Genomic DNA, 20370 nt, shown 5'->3' with positions numbered 1-20370 from the left:
GCGGCGCGGGCGCTGAACTACTCGCCGTATCAGACCTGGAGCAAGGTGATCATTCCGCAGGCGGTTCCGCCGATGATCCCGGCGCTGGCGAATTACCTGATCACCATGTTCAAGGAGACGCCCCTGCTGTCGGCGATCACCGTGATCGAACTGATGAACTCCGCCAAGATCGTCGCCAACCAGACCTACCGCTATATCGAGCCGATCACCATGGTCGGCCTGTTCTTCCTCGCCGTCTCAATCCCGGCCGTCATCCTCTCAATATGGCTGGAAAGAAAGTTCGCTATGAACCCAAGGCGTATGTAAGCAAGGAAAAACGGTAGTCCGCTGCCATCACAGGAAACGGGAAAGGCGCTCGAACGAGCGCCTTTTTTGTTCTTCGCAGACTTCCCGGCTTTCAGAATTCCCGATGCAGCGTGAGAAGCGTTTCCGTGCGCCGGACCCCTTTGAGCTTGTAGATGCGCTCCAGAATCTTCTGCAATTCGGCATTGTCCAGCTGCTTGACGAACAGGGCGAAATCAAATTCTCCGGTAACCCAGAGACAGCTCGATATCTGCGGCATGGTCTCGAATTGCTCGAGAAGGTCATCTCCGCGCTTTCTGATTTCCATTGCAACGAGGATGATGGCGCTGACACCATCTCCCGTTTCCTTTTCAGGCTCTTCGATCGTGTATCGGAGAAATCTTTTGGACTGTCTGAGCCGGTTGATCCGGGCCTCGACCGCCGTCCGGGACCGGCCGACAAGTTTGGCAAGTGTCGAGAACGGAATGCGTGAATTCCGGCGCAACTCATCCAGGATTTTTTCATCAATTTCATCTGTCATTGCGTCTTTGGACATGGGCTTTCAATTTGCCTAGCGTATAGTGAAATTTACTATCACTTTATGCAGATTGCCAGGCGACAGAAAGAGTTGTTTCACCCAATATTTTCTTCATGAAACACGTATCAGACTCTACCCAATCAACACCTTTGAGCCCCCTTTCTCTGCGCGCGCAAACGCTTCAGGCGTCCAAGATCCGCGAGATCGCCGAGTTGGGGATGAACGAGAAAGATGTCCTGCCCCTTTGGTTCGGCGAAGGGGCATGGCCGACCAGTTCGCTGATCGTTGACGCGGCAATTGCATCGCTCAGCGCCGGCAATCATATGTATCAGCCAAACAACGGGGCAATGAACCTTCGGCAGGAAATCTGCCGCTACAGCAATGCTCTTCTGGGGTCGAACATCGAGACGGCTCAGGTCACAGTCACTCCTTCCGGCATGCAGGGGCTGATGCTGACCGCGGAGTTTCTGATCACACCCGGCGACCGCGTTGTTGCCATCGAGCCGAGTTGGCCGAATGCTCTTGGTGCCGTCAAGGCGATGGGAGCGGAAATCATCAGCAAGTCGATTGTCCCCAATGAAGGCAGGTGGTCTCTCGATGTTGAAGACCTGATCGCCGATCTGACACCGGGGACCAAAGCTGTTGTAATCAACTCACCGAACAATCCGACCGGTTGGACGATGACAGCGGACGAGCAACGTCTGGTTCTCGAACACTGCAGGAAACACGGTATCTGGATCATTGCGGATGATGTCTATACGCGCCTCTACCGTCACGGTCGTCATGCACCGTCGTTTCTCTCGATTGCCGAGCCTGAAGACCTGCTGATTTCCATCAACTCGTTCTCAAAGTGCTGGTCCATGACAGGCTGGAGACTGGGCTGGATCGTGGCACCGGCAGAATTCGAAGCAAAGCTCGGCCAGCTCACAGAATTCAACACTTCCTGCACGGCCGGTTTCGTCCAGGACGCCGGGGTTGTCGCTCTGCGTGACGGCGAAGAAGAAGTGGCAGCTCTCCTTGAGAAAATTCGCGCGGGATACGAAGTCACTTCGCAGCGGTTGAGCGCCTTCTCCCGTGTCGAGTTCATCAAGCCCGACGGCGCTTTTTACAGTTTCTTCCGGGTTGACGGACTGACCGACAGTTTTGCGGCCGCGCGTGAAATCCTCACCGAAACAAAAGTCGGACTGGCCCCGGGAGTGGCCTTCGGACCGCAAGGCGAAGGATATCTACGTCTGTGCTATGCGCGCCCTGTCGACGTGCTGGAACAGGCATTCGATCGGCTGGAACCATTTCTTTCAGCGTAGTGAACCGAAAGCTGTAATTTCGGCTTCTCTTCAGACGCTGACCCGTTCTTTAAATATGCACCGGCGCCGTTTGACAAACGGTGCCGGTGCCAAAATCGTTTTACGAGCAATCGGCTCCCGCACTTACGTTGCCGCAGCAGGCCCTGTCCGCACCGCTCATTTCCGCGCCAGTGACCGCGCCTCCTCCCTTTCTTCATCTGCCAGCCGCTGTGAACCAATCGCTATTCATCGGATTGGAAGACGTCTGCCGTCCTTTTCGTGGGCGAAATGCAACCCGGAACACGTGATTGAAAAATAGAAACTATTTCCGTCACATCGAATTTCGCTTCACGAAACTCGAAGCAAGAAGCTGATGAAATTTTTCTCTTTAAGAAAATTATTTTCTTATGGGTAGATTCTTGCGGGGAGCTTGGTTAAGCTCCGGGGCGAAGAAACATCGAAGGATCTCAAATCATGTGTGGGATTGTGGGTCTTTTTTTAAAAGACAGATCACTTGAGCCGAAGCTTGGCGAGATGTTGTCGGCAATGCTGATCACCATGACGGATCGCGGTCCGGACAGCGCCGGCATTGCGATCTACAGCGATGTCGTGGACGGACTGACTAAATTGACGGTCCAGTCCGACAATGCCGAGCAGGACTTCGCCACGCTGGCGAATGAACTTACCGAGGCGATTTGCACACCGGTCACGCTGCAGGCCAACGACACGCACGCCGTTCTGAAACTGGACGCTTCAAAGGCAAAGGCTGCCCGTCAGGCCTTGCGCGGCTTGCGCCCGGGCATTCGGGTCATGTCGGATGGCGACGCCATTGAAATTTACAAGGAAGTCGGACTGCCGAAGGACGTCACCAGCCGTTTCAGCCTGGCCGAGATGCACGGAAGTCACGGCATTGGACATACCCGCATGGCAACCGAGTCCGCCGTGACAACCGAAGGCGCGCATCCGTTCTCGACCGGAGCGGACCAGTGTCTTGTTCATAACGGCTCTCTGTCGAACCACAATGTGCTTCGCCGCAAACTCAAGCGCGAAGGCGTGCAGATTGAATCGATGAACGACACAGAGGTTGGTGCTGCCTACTTGACCTGGAAAATGCAAAACGGCGCCTCTCTCGGCGAAGCGCTGGAAAGCAGCCTGGAAGATCTCGACGGCTTCTTCACCTTTGTCGTCGGAACCAAGGACGGCTTCGGTGTGGTTCGTGATCCGATTGCCTGCAAGCCGGCAGTGATGGCTGAAACGGATCAATACGTCGCCTTCGGCAGCGAGTATCGAGCTCTGGTGGACCTGCCGGGAATTGAAAATGCCCGCGTCTGGGAACCCGAGCCCGCAACCGTCTATTTCTGGAGCCATTGACATGCAGATTTATGATGTTGCCGCGGATGGTCTGCGCGGACTGAACTCGACTTTGCAGGCGCAGACCCAGGAAACCAATCAGACCCAGTGGGAAGTCGTGAATCCCAAAGGCAGCCATGCCATCGCAGTTGGTCTGGATGCGCCCATCGAGGTGACCGTCAAGGGGTCGACCGGCTACTATTGCGCCGGCATGAACAAGCAGGCAACTGTGAAAGTCGAAGGATCGGTCGGTCCGGGCGTTGCCGAAAACATGATGTCCGGGACCGTGATTATCGACGGAGATGCCAGCCAGTATGCCGGAGCGACCGGCCATGGCGGTCTGCTGGTTATCAAGGGGAATGCCAGTTCGCGATGCGGTATCTCGATGAAAGGGATCGACATCGTGGTCCATGGCAATATCGGCCACATGTCAGCCTTCATGGCCCAGGCCGGAAACCTTGTCGTTTGCGGTGACGCGGGCGATGCCCTTGGAGATTCTCTTTATGAGGCACAGCTGTTCGTACGTGGCTCGGTGAAAAGCCTTGGTGCGGATTGCATCGAAAAGGAAATGCGGCCCGAACATCTCGAAACCTTGAAAGATCTGCTCTCACGTGCGGGCTGCGATGCGGCGCCGGAGGAATTCAAACGCTACGGTTCAGCTCGCAAACTCTACAATTTCGACATCGACAACGCGGCAGCCTATTAAGGAGCACGGACATGGACAAGACTCCGGACACCCTGCCGATCCAGTCGGCAACTTTCAGCAACTCAATCAATTCCGAAATCCGCCGGGCCGCCGCAACCGGTATCTACGATATCCGCGGAGGCGGCGCCAAACGCCGGGTTCCACATTTCGACGATCTGCTGTTTCTGGGAGCATCGGTCTCGCGCTATCCACTTGAGGGGTATCGTGAAAAGTGCGGCACTTCGGTGGTTCTGGGCACACGCTTTGCCAAGAAGCCGATCGAGCTGGATATTCCGGTTACCATTGCCGGCATGAGCTTCGGCGCTCTGTCAGGTCCGGCAAAAGAGGCCCTTGGCCGCGGTGCGTCAGCAGCCGGAACGTCGACCACCACCGGTGACGGCGGCATGACGCCGGAAGAGCGCGGACACTCGACAAAGCTGGTCTATCAATATCTGCCTTCACGCTATGGCATGAACCCGGACGATCTGCGTAAAGCGGATGCAATCGAAATTGTCGTTGGTCAAGGGGCGAAACCCGGCGGCGGCGGAATGCTGCTGGGTCAGAAGATCAGTGACCGCGTCGCGGAAATGCGCACCCTCCCTAAAGGGATTGATCAGCGCTCGGCTTGCCGCCATCCGGACTGGACCGGACCGGATGACCTTGAAATCAAGATCCTTGAACTCAGGGAAATCACCGACTGGCAGGTCCCGATCTATGTAAAGGTCGGAGCTACGCGCCCATATTACGACACCGCACTTGCTGTGAAGGCAGGGGCTGACGTTGTGGTCATGGACGGCATGCAGGGTGGAACGGCCGCGACGCAGGATGTCTTTATCGAACATGTCGGCATTCCAACGCTGGCCTGCATTCGCCCCGCCGTGCAGGCCCTGCAGGATCTGGGCGTGCACCGCGAAGTGCAACTGGTCATTTCCGGAGGCATTCGCACGGGCGCGGACGTCGCCAAGGCTCTGGCTCTGGGCGCCGACGCCGTTGCAATCGGCACTGCGGCACTGGTTGCACTCGGCGACAACGATCCGAAATGGGAAGCTGAATACCAGAAACTCGGAACCACGACGGGTGCCTATGACGACTGGCATGAAGGTCTTGATCCGGCAGGCATCACGACCCAGGACCCTGAGCTCGCCGCACGGCTTGATCCGATCGAAGCCGGACGCCGGTTGCGAAACTACCTCAAGGTGATGACGCTGGAAGCCCAGACCATCGCCCGGGCGTGCGGTCACAACCATCTGCACAATCTTGAACCTGAGGACCTTTGCGCACTGACGATGGAGGCAGCGGCAATGGCCAAGGTGCCACTCGCGGGAACCGACTGGTATCCGGGAAAGCCGGGGTTCTGATCCAGGAAGCACACTCACCGACACAGAAATAAGCCTCGTTCTTTTTCGTGGTTACAGGGAAAGGAAAGCGATCCATGACGACAGATCTGGCAGCCTTCGCGCAGGAAAATGACGTAAAGTACTTCATGATCTCATTCACCGATCTGTTCGGTGGACAGAGAGCTAAACTGGTGCCTGCACAGGCAATTGCCGACATGCAGGAGGAAGGTGCGGGGTTTGCCGGATTTGCAACCTGGCTCGACATGACGCCGGCGCATCCCGACATGCTCGCGATTCCGGATCCCTCCTCGGTCATTCAACTACCGTGGAAGCCGGAAGTCGCCTGGGTCGCGGCAAACTGTGTCATGGAAGGTGAAGACGTCGCCCAGGCCCCGCGCAACGTGCTGCGGCGCCTGATCGATGAAGCCGCAGACATGGGAATGCATGTCAAAACCGGAATTGAAGCGGAATTCTTTCTGCTGACACCGGATGGAGAACAGATCTCCGACCCTTATGACACCGCCGAAAAGCCCTGCTACGACCAACAGGCGGTCATGCGCCGCTATGATGTCGTGCGTGAGATCTGCGACTACATGCTGGAACTGGGCTGGAAGCCCTACCAGAACGATCACGAGGATGCGAACGGCCAGTTCGAAATGAACTGGGAATTCGATGATGTGCTGCGCACCGCGGACAAACATTCCTTCTTCAAGTTCATGGTCAAATCCGTTGCGGAAAAACACGGATTTCGCGCAACCTTCATGCCTAAACCCATTGAAGGCCTGACGGGCAATGGGTGCCATGCTCATGTCTCGGTCTGGGATGCGCCGGGCGATCAGGCTAGCGTCAACGTTTTTGCAAATACCGATGGCGGTACGGACGAAGCAGCGGAAGTCGGACTGTCGGAATCCGGCCGGCATTTCCTTGGCGGCATCATGCAGCACGCCAAGGCGCTTGCCGCAATCACCAACCCGACCGTGAATTCCTACAAGCGCATCAACGCGCCGCGAACAACGTCCGGAGCGACCTGGGCACCCAACACCGTAACCTGGACCGGCAACAACAGGACGCACATGGTTCGCGTTCCGGGCCCCGGCCGCTTCGAACTTCGACTTGCCGACGGCGCGGCGAATCCGTATCTGCTGCAAGCTGTCATCATCGCGGCAGGGTTGTCTGGAATTCGTTCAAAAGCGGAACCGGGCAAACGCTGGGACATCGACATGTATGCCGATGGCTACAAGGTCCAGGACGCCCCCAAGCTGCCGCTCAACATGCTCGATGCCTTGCGCGAATACGACAATGACGAGGCATTGCGCACGGCAATGGGCAAGGAATTCTCCAGCGCATTCATCAACATGAAGATGCAGGAATGGAACTCCTTCGTCTCTCACTTCTCCAGGTGGGAGAAAAAACACACTCTCGACATCTGATATAGTGAGAGCATCTGAAACCCGATCCTTCGGCCGCAGTCAAACTCATGCGTAATGCAATGATTGCCGCTGCCGATTGATTGCTCGGGCCTGATCGCAACAACAATTCGCCAGGTTTCAGAACGCCCAACCGAGGAATTGCGGGATGCCAATTTCGGGACTTGAGGCTTAAGCATGATTGATACGCGATTGACCCGCAAATTCGGGTTGACCTGTCCGATCGTCCTTGCGCCGATGAGCCATGCTGCAGGTGGCAAGCTGGCTGCGGCGGTCTCGGCGGCAGGCGGACTTGGTTTCATCGGTGATGGCGGCGGAGATCTCGAGTGGATCGGGGCTCAACTCGATGAGGCAGCAGACGAAGCCATTGGATGCGGATTTGCAACCTGGCGGCTGTCCCGGATGCCGTCGACTCTCGACCGTGTTCTGAAACGCCGGCCAAAGGCTGTCTTTCTGTCCTACGGTGATCCCCGCCCCTTTGCGCCAACGATCCGTCAAGAAGGCATTCCGCTTGTCTGTCAGGTCCACTCACTTCAAGAAGCACGGCAGGCGGTAGAAGCAGAAGCCGACATAATCGTTGCGCAAGGCTGCGCGGCGGGTGGCTACAGTGCCGAGCGGAGCACGTTGACACTCGTGCCGGAAGTTGCCGACTTCCTGTACAAGGCCTCGCACGAGACGTTGCTTCTTGCGGCTGGCGGGGTCGCGGACTCGCGAGGGCTCGCAGCCAGCATCGTGATGGGCGCCGACGGCGTGGTGATGGGCACACGGCTCTGGGCAAGTCAGGAAGTTCTTCTTACTCCAGGTGATGCCGGCATTGCCCTGAACGCCACAGGAGACGACACCAGGCGTATTGAGGGCTCCGGTGAAAGCAAAGACACGATGTGGCCCGAAGCTTACAGACTGCGAGCCCTGACGGACGACTTCGCCCGCCATTGGACGAAAGAGTATGATCCGGCTTCGCTCAAAGCCCCAGTCGGCGAGGCCATCGGGCTGGTCCACAGCACACCACCTGTCGGTGAAATAATCGACACCATCACGACAAAGGCGGAACGGCTGCTGACGCATGTTCAGCGCAAGGTCATTCACTGACCTCCGCAACTCTTGTTTCGCAACGAGTTCGCTCCGTGATGCTCATTCGTCGCCGGGAAACCTGACGGTAATCAGGTTTCCTGCAGCTCCGCTTTTCCAAACCAACCAAATTACCTGAAACCGGCGCTGCACCCCCCGGCTCCCTATTGACGTCTGCTCAGCTCGCCGACAACGACCCTGCACACCTCATTCGTTAGCTGAGATTACGTATATGTTAGTTGTTCTCATAATTTAGATCACTATTTCGTATTTTTCATAATTTTTCCGTATTTTTTTATAGACAAAATACGAATTTCGCATTTCACTGCTAGGCAGATGAACATGTTCATCAGCTGGCTTTTCAGCCCTCGACGAACTCGAACTCTAGCCAAGGAAGCAAAAATGAGCGCAATTGAAACGCTGCTTGAGCCTTTCTTCGAGGAGACCTCGCCGCGGCATGGCTTGCCTGCGGCTGCCTATACCGACAAGGAGTTTTGGGAGGCCGAATGCATGTCGGTGTTCACCCGGAACTGGGTCTGTGTCGGCTTTACCCATGAGTTGAAAGCATCAGGCGACGCGGTGCCGGTGAAAATCGCCGGACATCCGTTACTTCTGGTGCGTAACAAGGACGGTGACATCCGTGCGTTCCACAACGTGTGCAGGCATCGTTGCCTCACCCTGGTTGAAGAACCACGCAATGTCGGCAAGCTGATCCGCTGCCCCTATCACGCCTGGGCATACGACCTTGACGGCAACCTGCGGGCATCACCGCATTTCGGCGGGGCAAACGAACATCTCTCCGAAGGCTTCGACAGAAAGAAGAACGGTCTTGTCCCGGTCCGTACGCACATCTGGAACGACTGGATCTTCGTCAACATCGACGGTGAAGCCGAACCTTTTGACGAATATGCCGCAACCATCAAGGAACGGCTGAGCGGGATTGACTGGGAAAAGCTGAATTGCATCGGAACATTGGATTTCGGCGAAGTTGCCTGCAACTGGAAGTTCATCATGGAGAACTTCATCGAGCCGTATCACGTACAGTTCGTGCATTCGTCGACCACGGATCAGCCCCTCGAAGATCACTTCACGATCATAGACGGCAACTGCCTGGGTAGTGCCGTGGATCTTGAGGAGGAAATCGGCACCTCCGGTAGTCTTGGCGTCAGCTCCCGCTACCTGACGCTCTATCCGAATTTCATTCTGGGCCGCTATTTCCCGGACCAGATGGGAGTTTACCTGAACATTCCGACCGGCCCGGGCACGATGACGCAAAAGCGTGCGCTCTACACGACCGAGGGCCAGGTTCTGTCCGAGGACGAGATCGAAGGACTGAAGAAGCTCTGGTGGGACGTCCACAAGGAAGACCATGAAATGACCGAACGGCTTCAGCTGGGCCGTTCGTCGCAAATCGCAATCGATGGCGGTGTGCTGTCCCCTGCATGGGAAGACAGCGTGAGAGCGTTTCAGGACATGGTGGCTCGAGACGTAACCCGGAAAAAATCCGCCTGAACAAGGAAACTTCAATGACGAACGACACCCTCAGCAGCGGTTTCCGCCTGGCACACACGATGATGCGTGTCATGGATATGGAAAAATCGCTGGAATTCTATTGCGGCATCCTGGGGATGCAGGTGCTGCGCCGCACTGATTATCCGGAAGGCAAGTTCACCAACACCTTCATCGGTTACGGCCCCGAAGCGGAGTTTCCGACATTGGAACTGACTTCCAACTGGGAGCAGGAAGAGCCCTACGAGAAAGGCAATGGTTGGGGTCATGTCTGCATCGAAACGCCGGATGTCTACAAGGCCTGCGAAGACCTCGCTGCCGCCGGTGTGAACATCACCCGACCACCTGGCCCGATGAAAAACGGCACCCGGGTTATCGCGTTCTGCGAGGACCCCGACGGTTACAAGGTCGAACTCAACGAATCCATTCTCAAGCATCAGGCGCAGGAAGGCTGACACCATGGGTGGCAAACCACATCTCTTCAAATTCTCGGATATCGAACACCGTCTCCAGACGCTTGAACCGGGTCAGACCTACATCAAGCCTTTCGTGACAAGTGCCGTCAGCGAAACCATGTGTGGCGGCCTGAACTTTCTCAATGACGTCAAGGTTCCATGGGATCTGACCTGTGACGAGATCATCTACTGCATGGAAGGCACCTTCCGGCTGGTCTGCGACGGCGAAAGCTACATCTGCAATCCAGGCGACGTGCTTTACATTCCGAAGGACAACCACATCTCCTATGAGGCGGATGAGAAGTGCGTGATTTTCTACGCGGCCTACCCCCACAACTGGAAGCAACTGGCCGGCATCACACACGTTCCGGGCATCGACCCTGAAGACTTCGTCGCGGGCTGATCAGCAATTGCGAAGGGATGGCCATACTGTGGCCGTCCCAACAAGCGTGTCCAAAAATCAAGGCAGATTCGACCACGCACAGCCGGGGAACGGCAGGCTTTTGTCATGCAAAAGCAAAAAAATCAGAGGGAACAAACGAAATGCTGAAAACCAATCCGGAAAACAAGATCTACGTCGAGAGTTTTCAAGAGGCCGTCGAGCGCAATCGTCCCAAGATCCCGTCTGTCCGAACCCGTCTTGAGGAAGCAGGCGTCAAATACGTCATGGCGGCCTGGATCGACCTGCACGGTATCCCCAAAACCAAGCCGGTTCCGATGAGTGACTTCGAAGAACTGTGTCTTGGAAAGGGACCGCAGTTTGCCGTCCACTCGATCTCATATGTGCCTGAGCTTTCCCCTGCCGATAGCGACCAGGTCGTCGTGCCGGATCTGGACGCCGTCTATATCTGCCCCTGGGATACCACCATGGCAGTCATTTTCTCAGATCTGTATTGGGAGGATGCACCTTACAATGTCTGCCCTCGGCAGGCGTTGAAGCGGGCAATGCAGGAAGCGGCTGCAGAAGGCTACACCGGATACGCTGGGGTCGAACCGGAATTCATCGTCATGAAGTATGACGAAGATGGTCACCCCGTGAAGGCCTTTGACGACGATCCGGCAATCGGAACACGCCCCCGCCGCCAGGCATTCGGCTACGACGTAGAGTATTCCATCGATTCCATGCCTTTCCTGAAGGAAATGATCGACATCATCGAAGGGCTGGGCTGGAACCTGCATGACGTCGTGGCGGAAGGCGCCTATTCCCAGTTCGAACTGGATTTCCACTATACCAACATGCTGGAAATGTCCGATCGCCTGACCTTCCTCAGGATCGTCCTGAAGGAAGTCGCCAAGAAGCACGGCATGTTCGTCACCTTCATGCCGAAGCCGACTGTTGGGGACTGGCGCTCCGGTGCGCACATCAACATGTCGCTGCAGCACGACAGCAGGCCCGGCGAGAACATCTTCAAGACCCCCGAAGGCGATTGGTCCGAAGAAAGCCGGTATGCGGTTGGTGGACTGATCGAACACGCCGAAGCCATTACTGCGATCACCTGTCCGACGGTCAATTCCTATAACGGCCTCGTCCCGCGCGTCGGTGGCTTTGAGGGAGGCACGGTCACCTGGGCACCGACGAACATTACTTACGGCTTCAACAACCGCTCTGCTCAGTTCCGTCTGCCTCAGAGCCGGCATTGTATTGAAAACCGCGCCTGCGACATGACCATGAATGTCTATCTGGCGATGGCAATGCACCTGACATGTGCCGTCAATGGCATCAAGAACAAGATCGACCCAGGCAAGGCCACTGATTTCGACCTTTACTCCAAGACCGAGGCCGAACTTGCGGATCTGGGCATCCGGAGGCTACCGCGCACCTTGTGGAACGCAATTGAAGCCCTGCGCAGTGATGATGTCGCCGAACACGTCATGGGTCCTGTGATGCGAAAGTCCTTCATCGACTACAAGAATGACGAGTGGGAGCGATACCACCAGTCGGTCACGGACTGGGAAGTGAAGGAATACCTGCGGCTCTACTGATCGCCTCGTTCAAAGGAGACACGTGGAACCCGGCCAAGACCGGGTTTCGCACCCATTTTCAACCGGAGAACTGCGCGACCATGGATTACGACATTTTCGAATGTGGCGACCTGCCGCTACAAGGCGGAGCAACGCTGCGTGGCGCGAAACTGGCCTATAAAACCTACGGAACTCTTTCGCCAAGCGGTGACAATGTCGTGGTCATGCCAACATTCTTCACCGGAAGCCACAACAGGAACGAAGGCTTCTTCGGACCCGGGCGGGCTCTCGATCCGGACCGCCATTTCATTGTGTCGGTCAACCTGTTCGGTGGCGGGTTGTCGTCCTCCCCAAGCAATACGGACGGCGCGCAAGGCGGCGGATACTTTCCGGCAATCACCTTTCACGACAACATTGCCGCGCAACACAAGCTCCTTACAGAACGCTTTGGCGTCAAGAAAATCGCTCTGGTTCTCGGCTGGTCCATGGCCGGGTGCCAGGCCTATCAATGGGCGGTGCAGTTTCCGGACATGGTTCGGGCAATCCTGCCCTTCTGCGCCTCGGCCAGGACATCTCCGCACAATTTTGTCTTTCTGGAAGGCGTGAAGGCCGCCTTATGCGCCGATGCCCGTTGGAACAACGGACACTATGACGGTCAACCTGCCGAAGGTTTGAAGGCCTTCGGGCGGGTCTATGCAGGCTGGGCCTTTTCCCAGGCCTTTTACCGGAACGCCCGGTACAAAGAGCTTGGCTACCAGTCCGTCGCAGAACTCCTCGACGATTGGGCGGAAGATCATGCCGACAATTGGGACGCCAACGATCTTCTGGCCAAACTTGCAACCTGGCAGGCGGGCGACATCAGCTCAGGTCCTGTCTTCAAGGGAAATTTCGAAGAGGCACTGGCATCGATAAAGGCCCGCGCCATCCTGATGCCCTGCGCGCAGGATCTCTACTTTCCACCAGAAGACAACCAGTACGAAGCTTTGCATATCCCAAACGCAAAGTTCCGTCCGGTTCTGTCCGAGTTCGGCCATTGCGCCGCTAATCCGGGCAATGACCCAGGTTTCACCGCCCAGCTCGACGCCAATATCAGGGAATTGCTGGGCGACTAGGAAACAGGTAACTGGGTGTTGGTTCGGCTGCATGATGCGCCTCCGTCGATGTGACTGAAGCGCCGCCTCTTCTCCGCTACTCCTGAAGTTTTCTTGCAGCAAAACGTCAGGAAGTGAAGAAAATCCAAGGTATCGATAATAAAAATCGACAGCAACTCACCAAGCACCCGAATACGGATAATGAGACAAGAAAATTCACTTCGTTAAACGGGTGCTATCATCAGTAATCTGGATACATCAATAGACCAACAGCTCCAGCTATAAGAGATTTCCCCGAGAGAACCAGAACCGACCTTGCAGAGATTATTCTCTTTGGACTATGAAAGTTCTTCGATTGTTTTTCTCTCCGACTAACAAGCGCAGCCCTGTCCTGCAGGATCAGCCACTGACGGAGTATCAAACTCAAAACGAGAAGGTAATTCTGTGGGCGCACCGGTAAAAGCAGATCAGGACAAGACGACACGTGGAAGGAACACGCATTCCGTTGATGAGAGTTTGAACAGCGAGATTGTTCAGATGCTCGAAGTTGACGGCCGGATGCCCTTTTCAGAAATCGCACAAAAGCTTCAGGTCTCGGAAGGAACCGTTCGAAACCGCGTCAATGCAATGAAAGACGCAGGTCTGCTGCGGATTGTTGCCGTCGCAGACCCTTCCGCGTCCGAGTACAAGGCCGACGCGATGATCTGCCTGAAAGTAGCCCCGGGAACAACACCGCAAAGTGTTGCCCGCAGATTGGAAAAACAATCCTGCGTCGTCTACATCCTGTGGGTGACCGGCCGGTTCGATCTCCTGGTGGAACTGGTTTGCGACGACTCCAGCGACCTGACGACCTTCCTGGAAGAACACATTCACAGCGTCGAAGACATTGTGGATGTTGAAGTCATGCTCGGCCTCAAAAACTACAAGAACCAGTTTCTGCTCAAGCGCGACGTCTGAGGACGATTTGAAGCCAAATGAAAAAGCCTTGTTCGGAGGATTCAGGTTAAGGTTTTCAGAAGCTTATTCTCTTCGTTGACCGGCGTCGTCTTCTCAGCGCGCCAAGGTGAGCACGACACCGATTTCGACATACTCCCGCTTGGTCCGGGCATTGATCACGTCCGACCCCACAGTGATCTGATCATCCGCGCGCTCGAACCTGCCCATCACCATGTCCGCTTCCTGCCGAAAGTCGACCTGCTCAAAACCGGCGTCTTTCAACTTACTGGCGTAATCATTGAAATAGTCAATTCCAGCTACACCTGATTGCCCGTAAAGATCGATCGTGCAACGGTTCTTGGACACCGACAAATAGCCGCCGATCTTCGATAGTTCTGCTGGTTGCGGGATATCAGCAGGCCATGCATTAAGCGCGTTTTTCTTCTAGCTCACCGAGATTGGTCGCAAGACCCAGTCTCCGCGCCGGCACTTGTCTGAATACCAACTCGCTAACGCTGACATTCACAGGTCGACATTTCGCCTTCCCTGGTCGTCACCCAGTTCTTCGTCCAGGTTGCGTTGTGACTGGTACAGACCGCCGGACACTTGGTGTCGGCATCGGCATCGTTCCAGATGGGTCCTGCCTTGATGTCTTTTGTCTTTGCCGGTTGATTGCCGCCACCAGATAGGTTGCAGGAACAGGAGTCGCTCCAGGTGCCGGTTTGCTTCCATTTGCCGTCCCATGTTCCTCCAGCACTGGAGCACATCATCGGGCATTTCATTTTTGCGTCTCCATCATTGAAGATCCAACCAGCGTCGACATCTTTTGCGGCGCTGCCTGCTGCGGACAGGACGAACAGCAATGCTGCCGCCAGTGTCGTTGTCTTCGTGTCAAATTTCATTTTTGAACCTCCGTATGTCGTGCCGAGTGTGCAACGCCAGGCGAACCGATCGTGAAGCGTCGCCGACAGGCGTCGACTTCACAATCAGCGGGATACGGGTTTGAGCGTCAGCTCCCCAGAGGTGCGCCAAGGGGCAAGTCCAGAGAGACTGCAACCTGATTGTACTCACGTCACGGCAGCGACCCAAGACTGATGAATTTCCGGATCCGTCCCGGGCATGCATCAGGACAAAGTGTCAGCGGTTCTGTCGATGATGGAAGCATATCCGTAACTGGCCAATCGGCCACTACCCCCAAGCCGATCACCTCAATTGAAGCGCCCAATAACTCTGAGGAAGAAAAATGTACTTTTCCTCTTTTTTTCGAAAACGATACCGCGGATCGTCCCACAACCTCCTTCTAAAGAAGGTTTGATCAGCGCCTGAGTACCGTTTTCTCTCTTTTTGAACTATACTTGTATTTTATCCCTCTTCAAAAAGACTAAAAAAGCAAGCTTGTGCAAAGGGGTATGATTACAATTACTTGGGAGGAATTGAGCATGCTGCACTATCGCACGCTTGCCGTCGCCGTCATGACCACGGCCTGTCTCCCGGTTGCAACGGCACTCGCTCAGTCGAACGAAACCATCATATTGGGCGCCGCCGTTTCACTGACGGGAAAATACACAACAAACGGCGAACACACTCAGCGCGGCTATGATCTTGCGGTTGACAAGATCAACAAGGCGGGTGGTGTGAAGGTCGGTGACAAGACCTACATGCTTGAAGTGAAGTACTACGACGACGAGTCGACCCCGGCCCGCGGGGCAGAGCTGGCTGAGAGGCTGATCCAGCAGGATGGCGTCCAGTTCATGCTAGGCCCGTATTCATCCGGGATTACCAAAGCGGTCGCACCGGTGACTGAAAAGCACAAGATTCCGATGGTCGAAGCCAACGGAGCTTCAAGGTCGCTGTTCACCAATGGTTGGCAATATATCTTCGCAACGTTGTCAACATCGGAGCAGTATTTGACGGGTGCCCTCACGCTCGCTGCAGAGAATGCCGACAAGTTGGGCAAGAAGCCGGAAGAAATGACGGTTGCCCTGGCCTTTGAAAACGACCCCTTCAGTCAGGACGTCCGTGCCGGCGTTCTCGATGACATGGAAAAGCTCGGCATGAAGGTAGTCATCGATGACCAGTTGCCGCGTGAACTCAATGACATGGCAGCAACGCTGACGAAGGCCAAGGCTCTGAAACCCGACCTCCTGATCGTGTCCGGACATTCGAAAGGCGCTGCCACAGCTGTCCGTCAGATCAACGAAATGAAGGTCAACGTTCCGATACTGGCGATGACTCATTGCGACAGTGCCGATGTGATCGGCAAGTTCGGCGAAGGTGCGGAATATACGCTCTGCGCAACGCAGTGGTCGCCAACACTCAGCTATTCGGACGACCTTTTCGGTTCAGCTGGCGATTTCGCCACGCTGTTTGAGGAAACCTATGGCTATGCACCGCCGTATCAGGCTGCGGAATCCGCAGCAGCGGTACAGGTGTTTGCCGATGCCTTCACAAGGGCGGGTGAACTCGATCCCCAGAAAGTGCGCGACGCGCTTTCCGAAACCGACATGATGACGTTCTACGGCCAGATCAAGTTCGACGAAACCGGAAAGAACATCGCAAAACCCATGGCGCTCTATCAGGTTCTCAATGGCGAGTACAAAGTCGTTTCGCCCTCGAATTTCGCCGAAACCTCGGCCGTCGTACCACGCCCCTCCATGTAACGGGGCCAACGTTTCCGGACGGTCCCAAACCGGACCGCCCGGAACGGCCAATGCTTTGAATGCAGTTCCAAACTATGGTTGCTAATCTTGCTGGATAACCTGGAAATTCTGGTCCAGGCACCGGTTATCACAGTCGATCTCGTCCTGAACGGACTTCTGCTCGGTGCCATATTCGCACTCGCCGCCTACGGGATGGCGCTTGTCTGGGGAGTGATGAAGATCATCAACATCGCCCAGGGCGAATTCGTCATGCTCGGCGGCTACGTGGCAATTGTCATGGCAGGTTACGGCCTGCACCCGCTTCTGGCGGTGCCGGCCGCCGCTATCCTGCTTTTTGGACTTGGCTGGGTGCTCTACTATTCTGTGATCTTCCGCATTGTCGACCGTGACCTCTTCATATCCATTCTGGCAACATTCGGAATTTCCATCGTGCTTCAGCAGCTCATGAACACGGTGTTCGGCGGCGACGTGCAGATTGCCGACGCCCAGCTGGGGACGGTTTTCCTGTTTGACGGTTTCGTCTCGCTGGCGCAGGTCAAACTGCTCGCCTTCGCGCTTGCCGCCCTACTCGGCGCCATCCTGATCCTCTTTCTCAAACGATCCCGGCTCGGTCAGGCGATCCGGGCGACGGCACAGAACGCGCGCGCGGCCCGCGTTCTCGGTATCGACACCAATCGCGTCTATGCCGCCACATATGGTCTGAATGCAGCTCTTTGCGGTGCCTGTGGCGCCCTTGTCGCGATGGCCTATACCATCCATCCCTATATCGGCCTGCCTTACACGGTCCGGTCCTTCATGATTGTCGTGGTGGCCGGGCTCGGAAACATCGGCGGCGTCATTGTCGCAGGTCTCAGCCTCGGAGCAGCCGAAAACATTGCTGGTTTCGTTTTCGGTGCCCAGTACCAACTTGCCTTCGTTTTCCTGCTGCTGGTCGCCGTTCTGGTCTGGCGCAACTGGCGGCTGGCCAGGAAAAGGGAATACCTCAAGTGAGAAACGGAGCCGCACGACTAACCGGTTACCTTGTGCTGCTGGCAGCCGGTCTGGCCGCACCGTTTCTTTTTCCCGCCTATCAGTCACAAATGGCAGAGCTCTGGCTCTTCATCGTTTTTGCACTGACCTGGGACCTGATTGGCGGTCAGATGGGATACAACTCCTTCGGCAATGTCGTGTTTCTCGGCGTTGGCATGTATGCCTGCGCATTGACGCAAGTCGGCCTTTTCTACGATGTTTCGCTCTACAATCAGGCGCGCGGTGGCGGCGCGACGATTTTCACTTTCGACTGGCAGCAATATCTTGAAGGTCTGGCGGTTGGACTGCCGGTCGGCGCGGCTCTGGCCGCTCTCACAGCCGCCTTTCTAGGGTCCCTCGTTCTGGGCATGCGCGGCCAGTATTTCGCGATCTGCACGCTCGGTCTTGGCATCGCCGCCGGTGAAATCGCCAATGGCTGGGACTGGATCGGCGCGGGCTCGGGCATGGTTCCGCCGAATGCACCCGATGCGATCGGCAACCTGGCGCGCTTCTACTACTACTTCGCCATGGTGCTGGCGGTTCTCACCTTTCTCGTCCTGCGCCGTCTCTACGCCACGCATTTCGGGCTCGCAATCAACGCCATCCGGGATGACGAAGACAAGGCGGAATCCATGGGATTGCGCACCACGCGCATCAAAGTGACGGCCTGGATCATATCGGCGTTCTTCCTTGGGATCGCTGGTGGCATAATGGGCAACCTGAAGCGCTTTATCGACCCGGTCGACACGGCTTTCGCCGGCCCGACCTTCGGGGTCTGGATGGTGCTGATGGCGATACTCGGCGGCAAGGGTACCCTTTGGGGGCCCGTAATCGGCGCGATCATCTTTCAAGTCTTCAAGGAAGTCAGCTGGACCTACCTTCTTGGCTGGCAGCGGGTCGCACTCGGTCTTCTGATCGTGCTGATTGTCGTCTTCTTTCCCCAGGGCATCATGGGTTTCCTGAGGGAACGTTTCCCGGCCAGGTTCGGCCACAGGATCGAAAGCGACAGCCCTGCCGCCGTCACCCAGGAGCGCGCCGGATGAGTGTCATTCTACAGGTCGAAAAGGCCACCAAAACCTTTGGCGGCGTCAACGCAAACCGGTCGATCAGCCTGCAAGTCGAAACGGGCCAGATTGCCGGACTGATCGGTCCCAACGGATCGGGAAAGACCACGCTGTTTTCATCGATAGTCGGTACGCATCCGCTGGACAGCGGCTCGATCCGTTTCGAAAATCAGGAAATCTCTCATCTGCGGGTCGCCAGCATCGCCCGGCGCGGACTGATACGTACCTTCCAGCAGACGCGCATTTATGGCGGCATGACCTGTGTCGAGAACATGCTGATCTCTGCTTCACAGCGGAGGACCGGTCTGCTCGATCTGTTCCGCACCAAAAACCCGGCGCGTGAAGAACAGGCGGAGGCCCTTCTTGCCTTTGTCGGTCTCTATGCCAAACGCCACCTCCAGGCCGGATCGCTCTCCTTCGGCCAGCAGAAGCTGCTGGAGTTTGCCATGGCGCTGATGAACGAGCCGAAAATGCTGATGCTGGATGAGCCGACCGCCGGCATCAACCCCACCCTGATCAACAGCGTGATCGACAGGCTGAAACGGGCAAGTGAGGAATTCGGGATCACCCTCTTTGTCATCGAGCACAACATGCGCGTCATCATGCAGCTGGCCGAACACATCTATTGCCTGGCCCATGGCGAGCTTCTGGCACAAGGCAGGCCTGAAGACATCCGCAATGACCAGCGCGTGGTCGATGCTTATCTCGGGGTGCATTGAATGGGGAAAACCGGCAGGAGTGAGCAGGAAAGCTCCAATCAGGATCAGAACCGCAATGCCGACCGATTGGGCGGCATGACACTTTCCTTTGCGGACATAGCCCGGGAGGCTGAAGAGCTGGCCATCAGCCAACCTCCGCTGGAGGTACTTGATTATCTTGCCGGTGATAACGTGGTGGTCGCACTCGACGAGCTGTGCGCCGGATACGGCCAAATGGAAATCCTGCACCGTTTTTCGCTCAGGGTCGGGCGCGGTCAATCGCTTTGCCTCGTCGGACCGAACGGAGCGGGCAAATCCACCGTGCTCCATTCTGTATTCGGCTTCACCAACATATTCTCCGGCAAGGTCCATGTAGGCGACCGGGACGTGACCCGGCTCAAACCCAACGACAAACTAAGCCAGGCCGGTGTCGCCTATGTGCTGCAGGACAATTCGGTCTTTGCTGACATGAGCGTCCAGGAAAACCTCTGGATGGGTGGCTATCTCATGCCTTCTCCGCAGGACGCGAAAGAAGCCGCTGAACGTATTCTTGACAAATACCCCCGGCTGGCCAAGCGCAAGAACATGCCCGCGAGGGTCCTTTCCGGCGGCGAGCGCCGCCTGCTGGAAATATCCCGTGCCCTGATCATGGATCCGGATGTTCTGTTGATCGATGAACCGTCAATCGGGCTGGAACCGCGCTATATCGACATGGTTTTCGAGATCCTGGATGACCTTCAGCACCAGGACGGCAAGACCATTCTCATGGTCGAACAGAACGCAAAAAAGGGACTGGAATTCGCCGACATTGGCTATGTCCTCGTATCCGGTCAGCTTGCCCGTGCCGGATATGGCGACGAGCTGATCGCCGATCCGGATATAGGTCGGCTGTTCCTGGGAGGATGAGGCGCAAGCAAACCTGTTGTGCACGGAGTGGACGGATCAATCCGTTTCATGCAAGACACCCGGTTTCTTCTATTTCGAATACCCCGCGCAGACCGCGCGGCGGTAGAGTTC

At 56.2% G+C, this 20370-nt stretch carries 21 protein-coding genes; 18 read left to right on the top strand and 3 right to left on the bottom strand.

Going from position 1 to position 20370, the window contains the following annotated elements; all coding sequences use genetic code 11:
• The coding region (locus ABLQ08_RS28540) for an ABC transporter permease subunit (protein WP_352949661.1) at nucleotides 1-306 on the top strand (306 nt) is incomplete at its 5' end.
• 91 nt (nucleotides 307-397) lie between these two features.
• On the opposite strand, the gene ABLQ08_RS28535 is transcribed toward ABLQ08_RS28540, so the two are convergent.
• Nucleotides 398-838 carry an Lrp/AsnC family transcriptional regulator gene (locus ABLQ08_RS28535; protein ID WP_352949659.1) on the bottom strand — a complete coding sequence of 147 codons (441 nt, stop codon included), beginning with the start codon at nucleotides 836-838 and terminating at the stop codon, nucleotides 398-400.
• A 95-nt stretch (nucleotides 839-933) separates the two neighbouring features.
• On the opposite strand from ABLQ08_RS28535, the gene ABLQ08_RS28530 reads away from it, so the two are divergent.
• The 12 genes from ABLQ08_RS28530 to ABLQ08_RS28475 all read left to right on the top strand — a co-directional run bounded on the left by ABLQ08_RS28530 (nucleotide 934) and on the right by ABLQ08_RS28475 (nucleotide 13944).
• A complete protein-coding gene (locus ABLQ08_RS28530) occupies nucleotides 934-2124 on the top strand; it encodes a pyridoxal phosphate-dependent aminotransferase (protein ID WP_352949657.1) in 1191 nt (396 codons plus the stop codon).
• Nucleotides 2125-2577: 453 nt separating this feature from the next.
• Nucleotides 2578-3474 (top strand): class II glutamine amidotransferase, encoded by an 897-nt coding sequence (locus tag ABLQ08_RS28525; protein WP_352949655.1) that lies wholly within the window; start codon nucleotides 2578-2580, stop codon nucleotides 3472-3474.
• 1 nt (nucleotide 3475) lies between these two features.
• On the top strand, nucleotides 3476-4159 hold the full coding sequence (locus ABLQ08_RS28520; protein WP_352949653.1) for a protein GlxC: 684 nt from the start codon (nucleotides 3476-3478) through the stop codon (nucleotides 4157-4159).
• 11 nt (nucleotides 4160-4170) lie between these two features.
• Nucleotides 4171-5496: an FMN-binding glutamate synthase family protein gene (locus ABLQ08_RS28515; protein WP_352949651.1), complete on the top strand. Its 1326-nt coding sequence runs from the start codon at nucleotides 4171-4173 to the stop codon at nucleotides 5494-5496.
• Nucleotides 5497-5570: 74 nt separating this feature from the next.
• Nucleotides 5571-6905 (top strand): type III glutamate--ammonia ligase, encoded by a 1335-nt coding sequence (glnT, locus tag ABLQ08_RS28510; RefSeq protein ID WP_352949649.1) that lies wholly within the window; start codon nucleotides 5571-5573, stop codon nucleotides 6903-6905.
• Nucleotides 6906-7079: 174 nt separating this feature from the next.
• A complete protein-coding gene (locus ABLQ08_RS28505) occupies nucleotides 7080-7991 on the top strand; it encodes a nitronate monooxygenase (protein WP_352949647.1) in 912 nt (303 codons plus the stop codon).
• A gap of 381 nt (nucleotides 7992-8372) precedes the next feature.
• Nucleotides 8373-9482: an aromatic ring-hydroxylating oxygenase subunit alpha gene (locus tag ABLQ08_RS28500; RefSeq protein WP_352949645.1), complete on the top strand. Its 1110-nt coding sequence runs from the start codon at nucleotides 8373-8375 to the stop codon at nucleotides 9480-9482.
• A gap of 14 nt (nucleotides 9483-9496) precedes the next feature.
• A complete protein-coding gene (gene gloA, locus ABLQ08_RS28495) occupies nucleotides 9497-9934 on the top strand; it encodes a lactoylglutathione lyase (RefSeq protein ID WP_352949643.1) in 438 nt (145 codons plus the stop codon).
• Between the two features lie 4 nt (nucleotides 9935-9938).
• Nucleotides 9939-10337: a cupin domain-containing protein gene (locus tag ABLQ08_RS28490; protein ID WP_352949641.1), complete on the top strand. Its 399-nt coding sequence runs from the start codon at nucleotides 9939-9941 to the stop codon at nucleotides 10335-10337.
• Nucleotides 10338-10477: 140 nt separating this feature from the next.
• The gene (locus ABLQ08_RS28485) at nucleotides 10478-11917 is read left to right on the top strand and encodes a glutamine synthetase family protein (protein ID WP_352949639.1); all 1440 of its coding nucleotides are present in this window, start codon (nucleotides 10478-10480) and stop codon (nucleotides 11915-11917) included.
• An 80-nt stretch (nucleotides 11918-11997) separates the two neighbouring features.
• Nucleotides 11998-13008, top strand: coding sequence for an alpha/beta fold hydrolase (locus tag ABLQ08_RS28480; protein ID WP_352949637.1), 1011 nt, complete (start codon nucleotides 11998-12000; stop codon nucleotides 13006-13008).
• Between the two features lie 423 nt (nucleotides 13009-13431).
• Nucleotides 13432-13944 (top strand): Lrp/AsnC family transcriptional regulator, encoded by a 513-nt coding sequence (locus ABLQ08_RS28475; protein ID WP_352949635.1) that lies wholly within the window; start codon nucleotides 13432-13434, stop codon nucleotides 13942-13944.
• Between the two features lie 93 nt (nucleotides 13945-14037).
• Here ABLQ08_RS28475 and ABLQ08_RS28470 read toward each other — a convergent pair whose 3' ends face one another.
• Both ABLQ08_RS28470 and ABLQ08_RS28465 read right to left on the bottom strand, forming a co-directional pair.
• Nucleotides 14038-14289 (bottom strand): hypothetical protein, encoded by a 252-nt coding sequence (locus ABLQ08_RS28470; RefSeq protein ID WP_352949633.1) that lies wholly within the window; start codon nucleotides 14287-14289, stop codon nucleotides 14038-14040.
• Between the two features lie 143 nt (nucleotides 14290-14432).
• Complete coding sequence (locus tag ABLQ08_RS28465) at nucleotides 14433-14825, bottom strand: mannan-binding lectin (RefSeq protein WP_352949631.1); 393 nt, start codon at nucleotides 14823-14825, stop codon at nucleotides 14433-14435.
• A gap of 537 nt (nucleotides 14826-15362) precedes the next feature.
• Between ABLQ08_RS28465 and ABLQ08_RS28460 the strand changes: the two genes are divergently transcribed.
• From ABLQ08_RS28460 to ABLQ08_RS28440, 5 genes are all read left to right on the top strand, one after another.
• Nucleotides 15363-16583, top strand: coding sequence for an amino acid ABC transporter substrate-binding protein (locus ABLQ08_RS28460; RefSeq protein ID WP_352949629.1), 1221 nt, complete (start codon nucleotides 15363-15365; stop codon nucleotides 16581-16583).
• Nucleotides 16584-16670: 87 nt separating this feature from the next.
• Nucleotides 16671-17573 (top strand): branched-chain amino acid ABC transporter permease, encoded by a 903-nt coding sequence (locus ABLQ08_RS28455; protein WP_352949627.1) that lies wholly within the window; start codon nucleotides 16671-16673, stop codon nucleotides 17571-17573.
• Nucleotides 17570-18634, top strand: a complete 1065-nt coding sequence (locus ABLQ08_RS28450) for a branched-chain amino acid ABC transporter permease (RefSeq protein WP_352949625.1) — start codon at nucleotides 17570-17572, stop codon at nucleotides 18632-18634. Before ABLQ08_RS28455 ends, ABLQ08_RS28450 begins: the two co-directional genes overlap by 4 nt.
• Nucleotides 18631-19374, top strand: a complete 744-nt coding sequence (locus ABLQ08_RS28445; RefSeq protein WP_352949623.1) for an ABC transporter ATP-binding protein — start codon at nucleotides 18631-18633, stop codon at nucleotides 19372-19374. Before ABLQ08_RS28450 ends, ABLQ08_RS28445 begins: the two co-directional genes overlap by 4 nt.
• Nucleotides 19375-20259 carry an ABC transporter ATP-binding protein gene (locus ABLQ08_RS28440; RefSeq protein WP_352949621.1) on the top strand — a complete coding sequence of 295 codons (885 nt, stop codon included), beginning with the start codon at nucleotides 19375-19377 and terminating at the stop codon, nucleotides 20257-20259.
• Nucleotides 20260-20370 lie beyond the last annotated feature (111 nt).

The organism is Roseibium sp. SCP14 (assembly GCF_040329475.1).
Taxonomy (GTDB): Bacteria; Pseudomonadota; Alphaproteobacteria; order Rhizobiales; family Stappiaceae; genus Roseibium.
This window is presented reverse-complemented; position numbering and strand designations above follow the sequence as displayed.

Bases quoted from the DNA above. Each gene is read 5' to 3' on its own strand.
- ABLQ08_RS28520 (WP_352949653.1), top strand. From the start codon at position 3,476: ATGCAGATTTATGATGTTGCCGCGGATGGTCTGCGCGGACTGAACTCG.
- glnT (WP_352949649.1), top strand. From the start codon at position 5,571: ATGACGACAGATCTGGCAGCCTTCGCGCAGGAAAATGACGTAAAGTAC.
- ABLQ08_RS28440 (WP_352949621.1), top strand. From the start codon at position 19,375: ATGGGGAAAACCGGCAGGAGTGAGCAGGAAAGCTCCAATCAGGATCAG.
- ABLQ08_RS28505 (WP_352949647.1), top strand. From the start codon at position 7,080: ATGATTGATACGCGATTGACCCGCAAATTCGGGTTGACCTGTCCGATC.
- gloA (WP_352949643.1), top strand. From the start codon at position 9,497: ATGACGAACGACACCCTCAGCAGCGGTTTCCGCCTGGCACACACGATG.
- ABLQ08_RS28515 (WP_352949651.1), top strand. From the start codon at position 4,171: ATGGACAAGACTCCGGACACCCTGCCGATCCAGTCGGCAACTTTCAGC.
- ABLQ08_RS28445 (WP_352949623.1), top strand. From the start codon at position 18,631: ATGAGTGTCATTCTACAGGTCGAAAAGGCCACCAAAACCTTTGGCGGC.
- ABLQ08_RS28535 (WP_352949659.1), bottom strand. From the start codon at position 838: ATGTCCAAAGACGCAATGACAGATGAAATTGATGAAAAAATCCTGGAT.
- ABLQ08_RS28500 (WP_352949645.1), top strand. From the start codon at position 8,373: ATGAGCGCAATTGAAACGCTGCTTGAGCCTTTCTTCGAGGAGACCTCG.
- ABLQ08_RS28530 (WP_352949657.1), top strand. From the start codon at position 934: ATGAAACACGTATCAGACTCTACCCAATCAACACCTTTGAGCCCCCTT.
- ABLQ08_RS28485 (WP_352949639.1), top strand. From the start codon at position 10,478: ATGCTGAAAACCAATCCGGAAAACAAGATCTACGTCGAGAGTTTTCAA.
- ABLQ08_RS28465 (WP_352949631.1), bottom strand. From the start codon at position 14,825: ATGAAATTTGACACGAAGACAACGACACTGGCGGCAGCATTGCTGTTC.
- ABLQ08_RS28525 (WP_352949655.1), top strand. From the start codon at position 2,578: ATGTGTGGGATTGTGGGTCTTTTTTTAAAAGACAGATCACTTGAGCCG.
- ABLQ08_RS28480 (WP_352949637.1), top strand. From the start codon at position 11,998: ATGGATTACGACATTTTCGAATGTGGCGACCTGCCGCTACAAGGCGGA.
- ABLQ08_RS28460 (WP_352949629.1), top strand. From the start codon at position 15,363: ATGCTGCACTATCGCACGCTTGCCGTCGCCGTCATGACCACGGCCTGT.
- ABLQ08_RS28490 (WP_352949641.1), top strand. From the start codon at position 9,939: ATGGGTGGCAAACCACATCTCTTCAAATTCTCGGATATCGAACACCGT.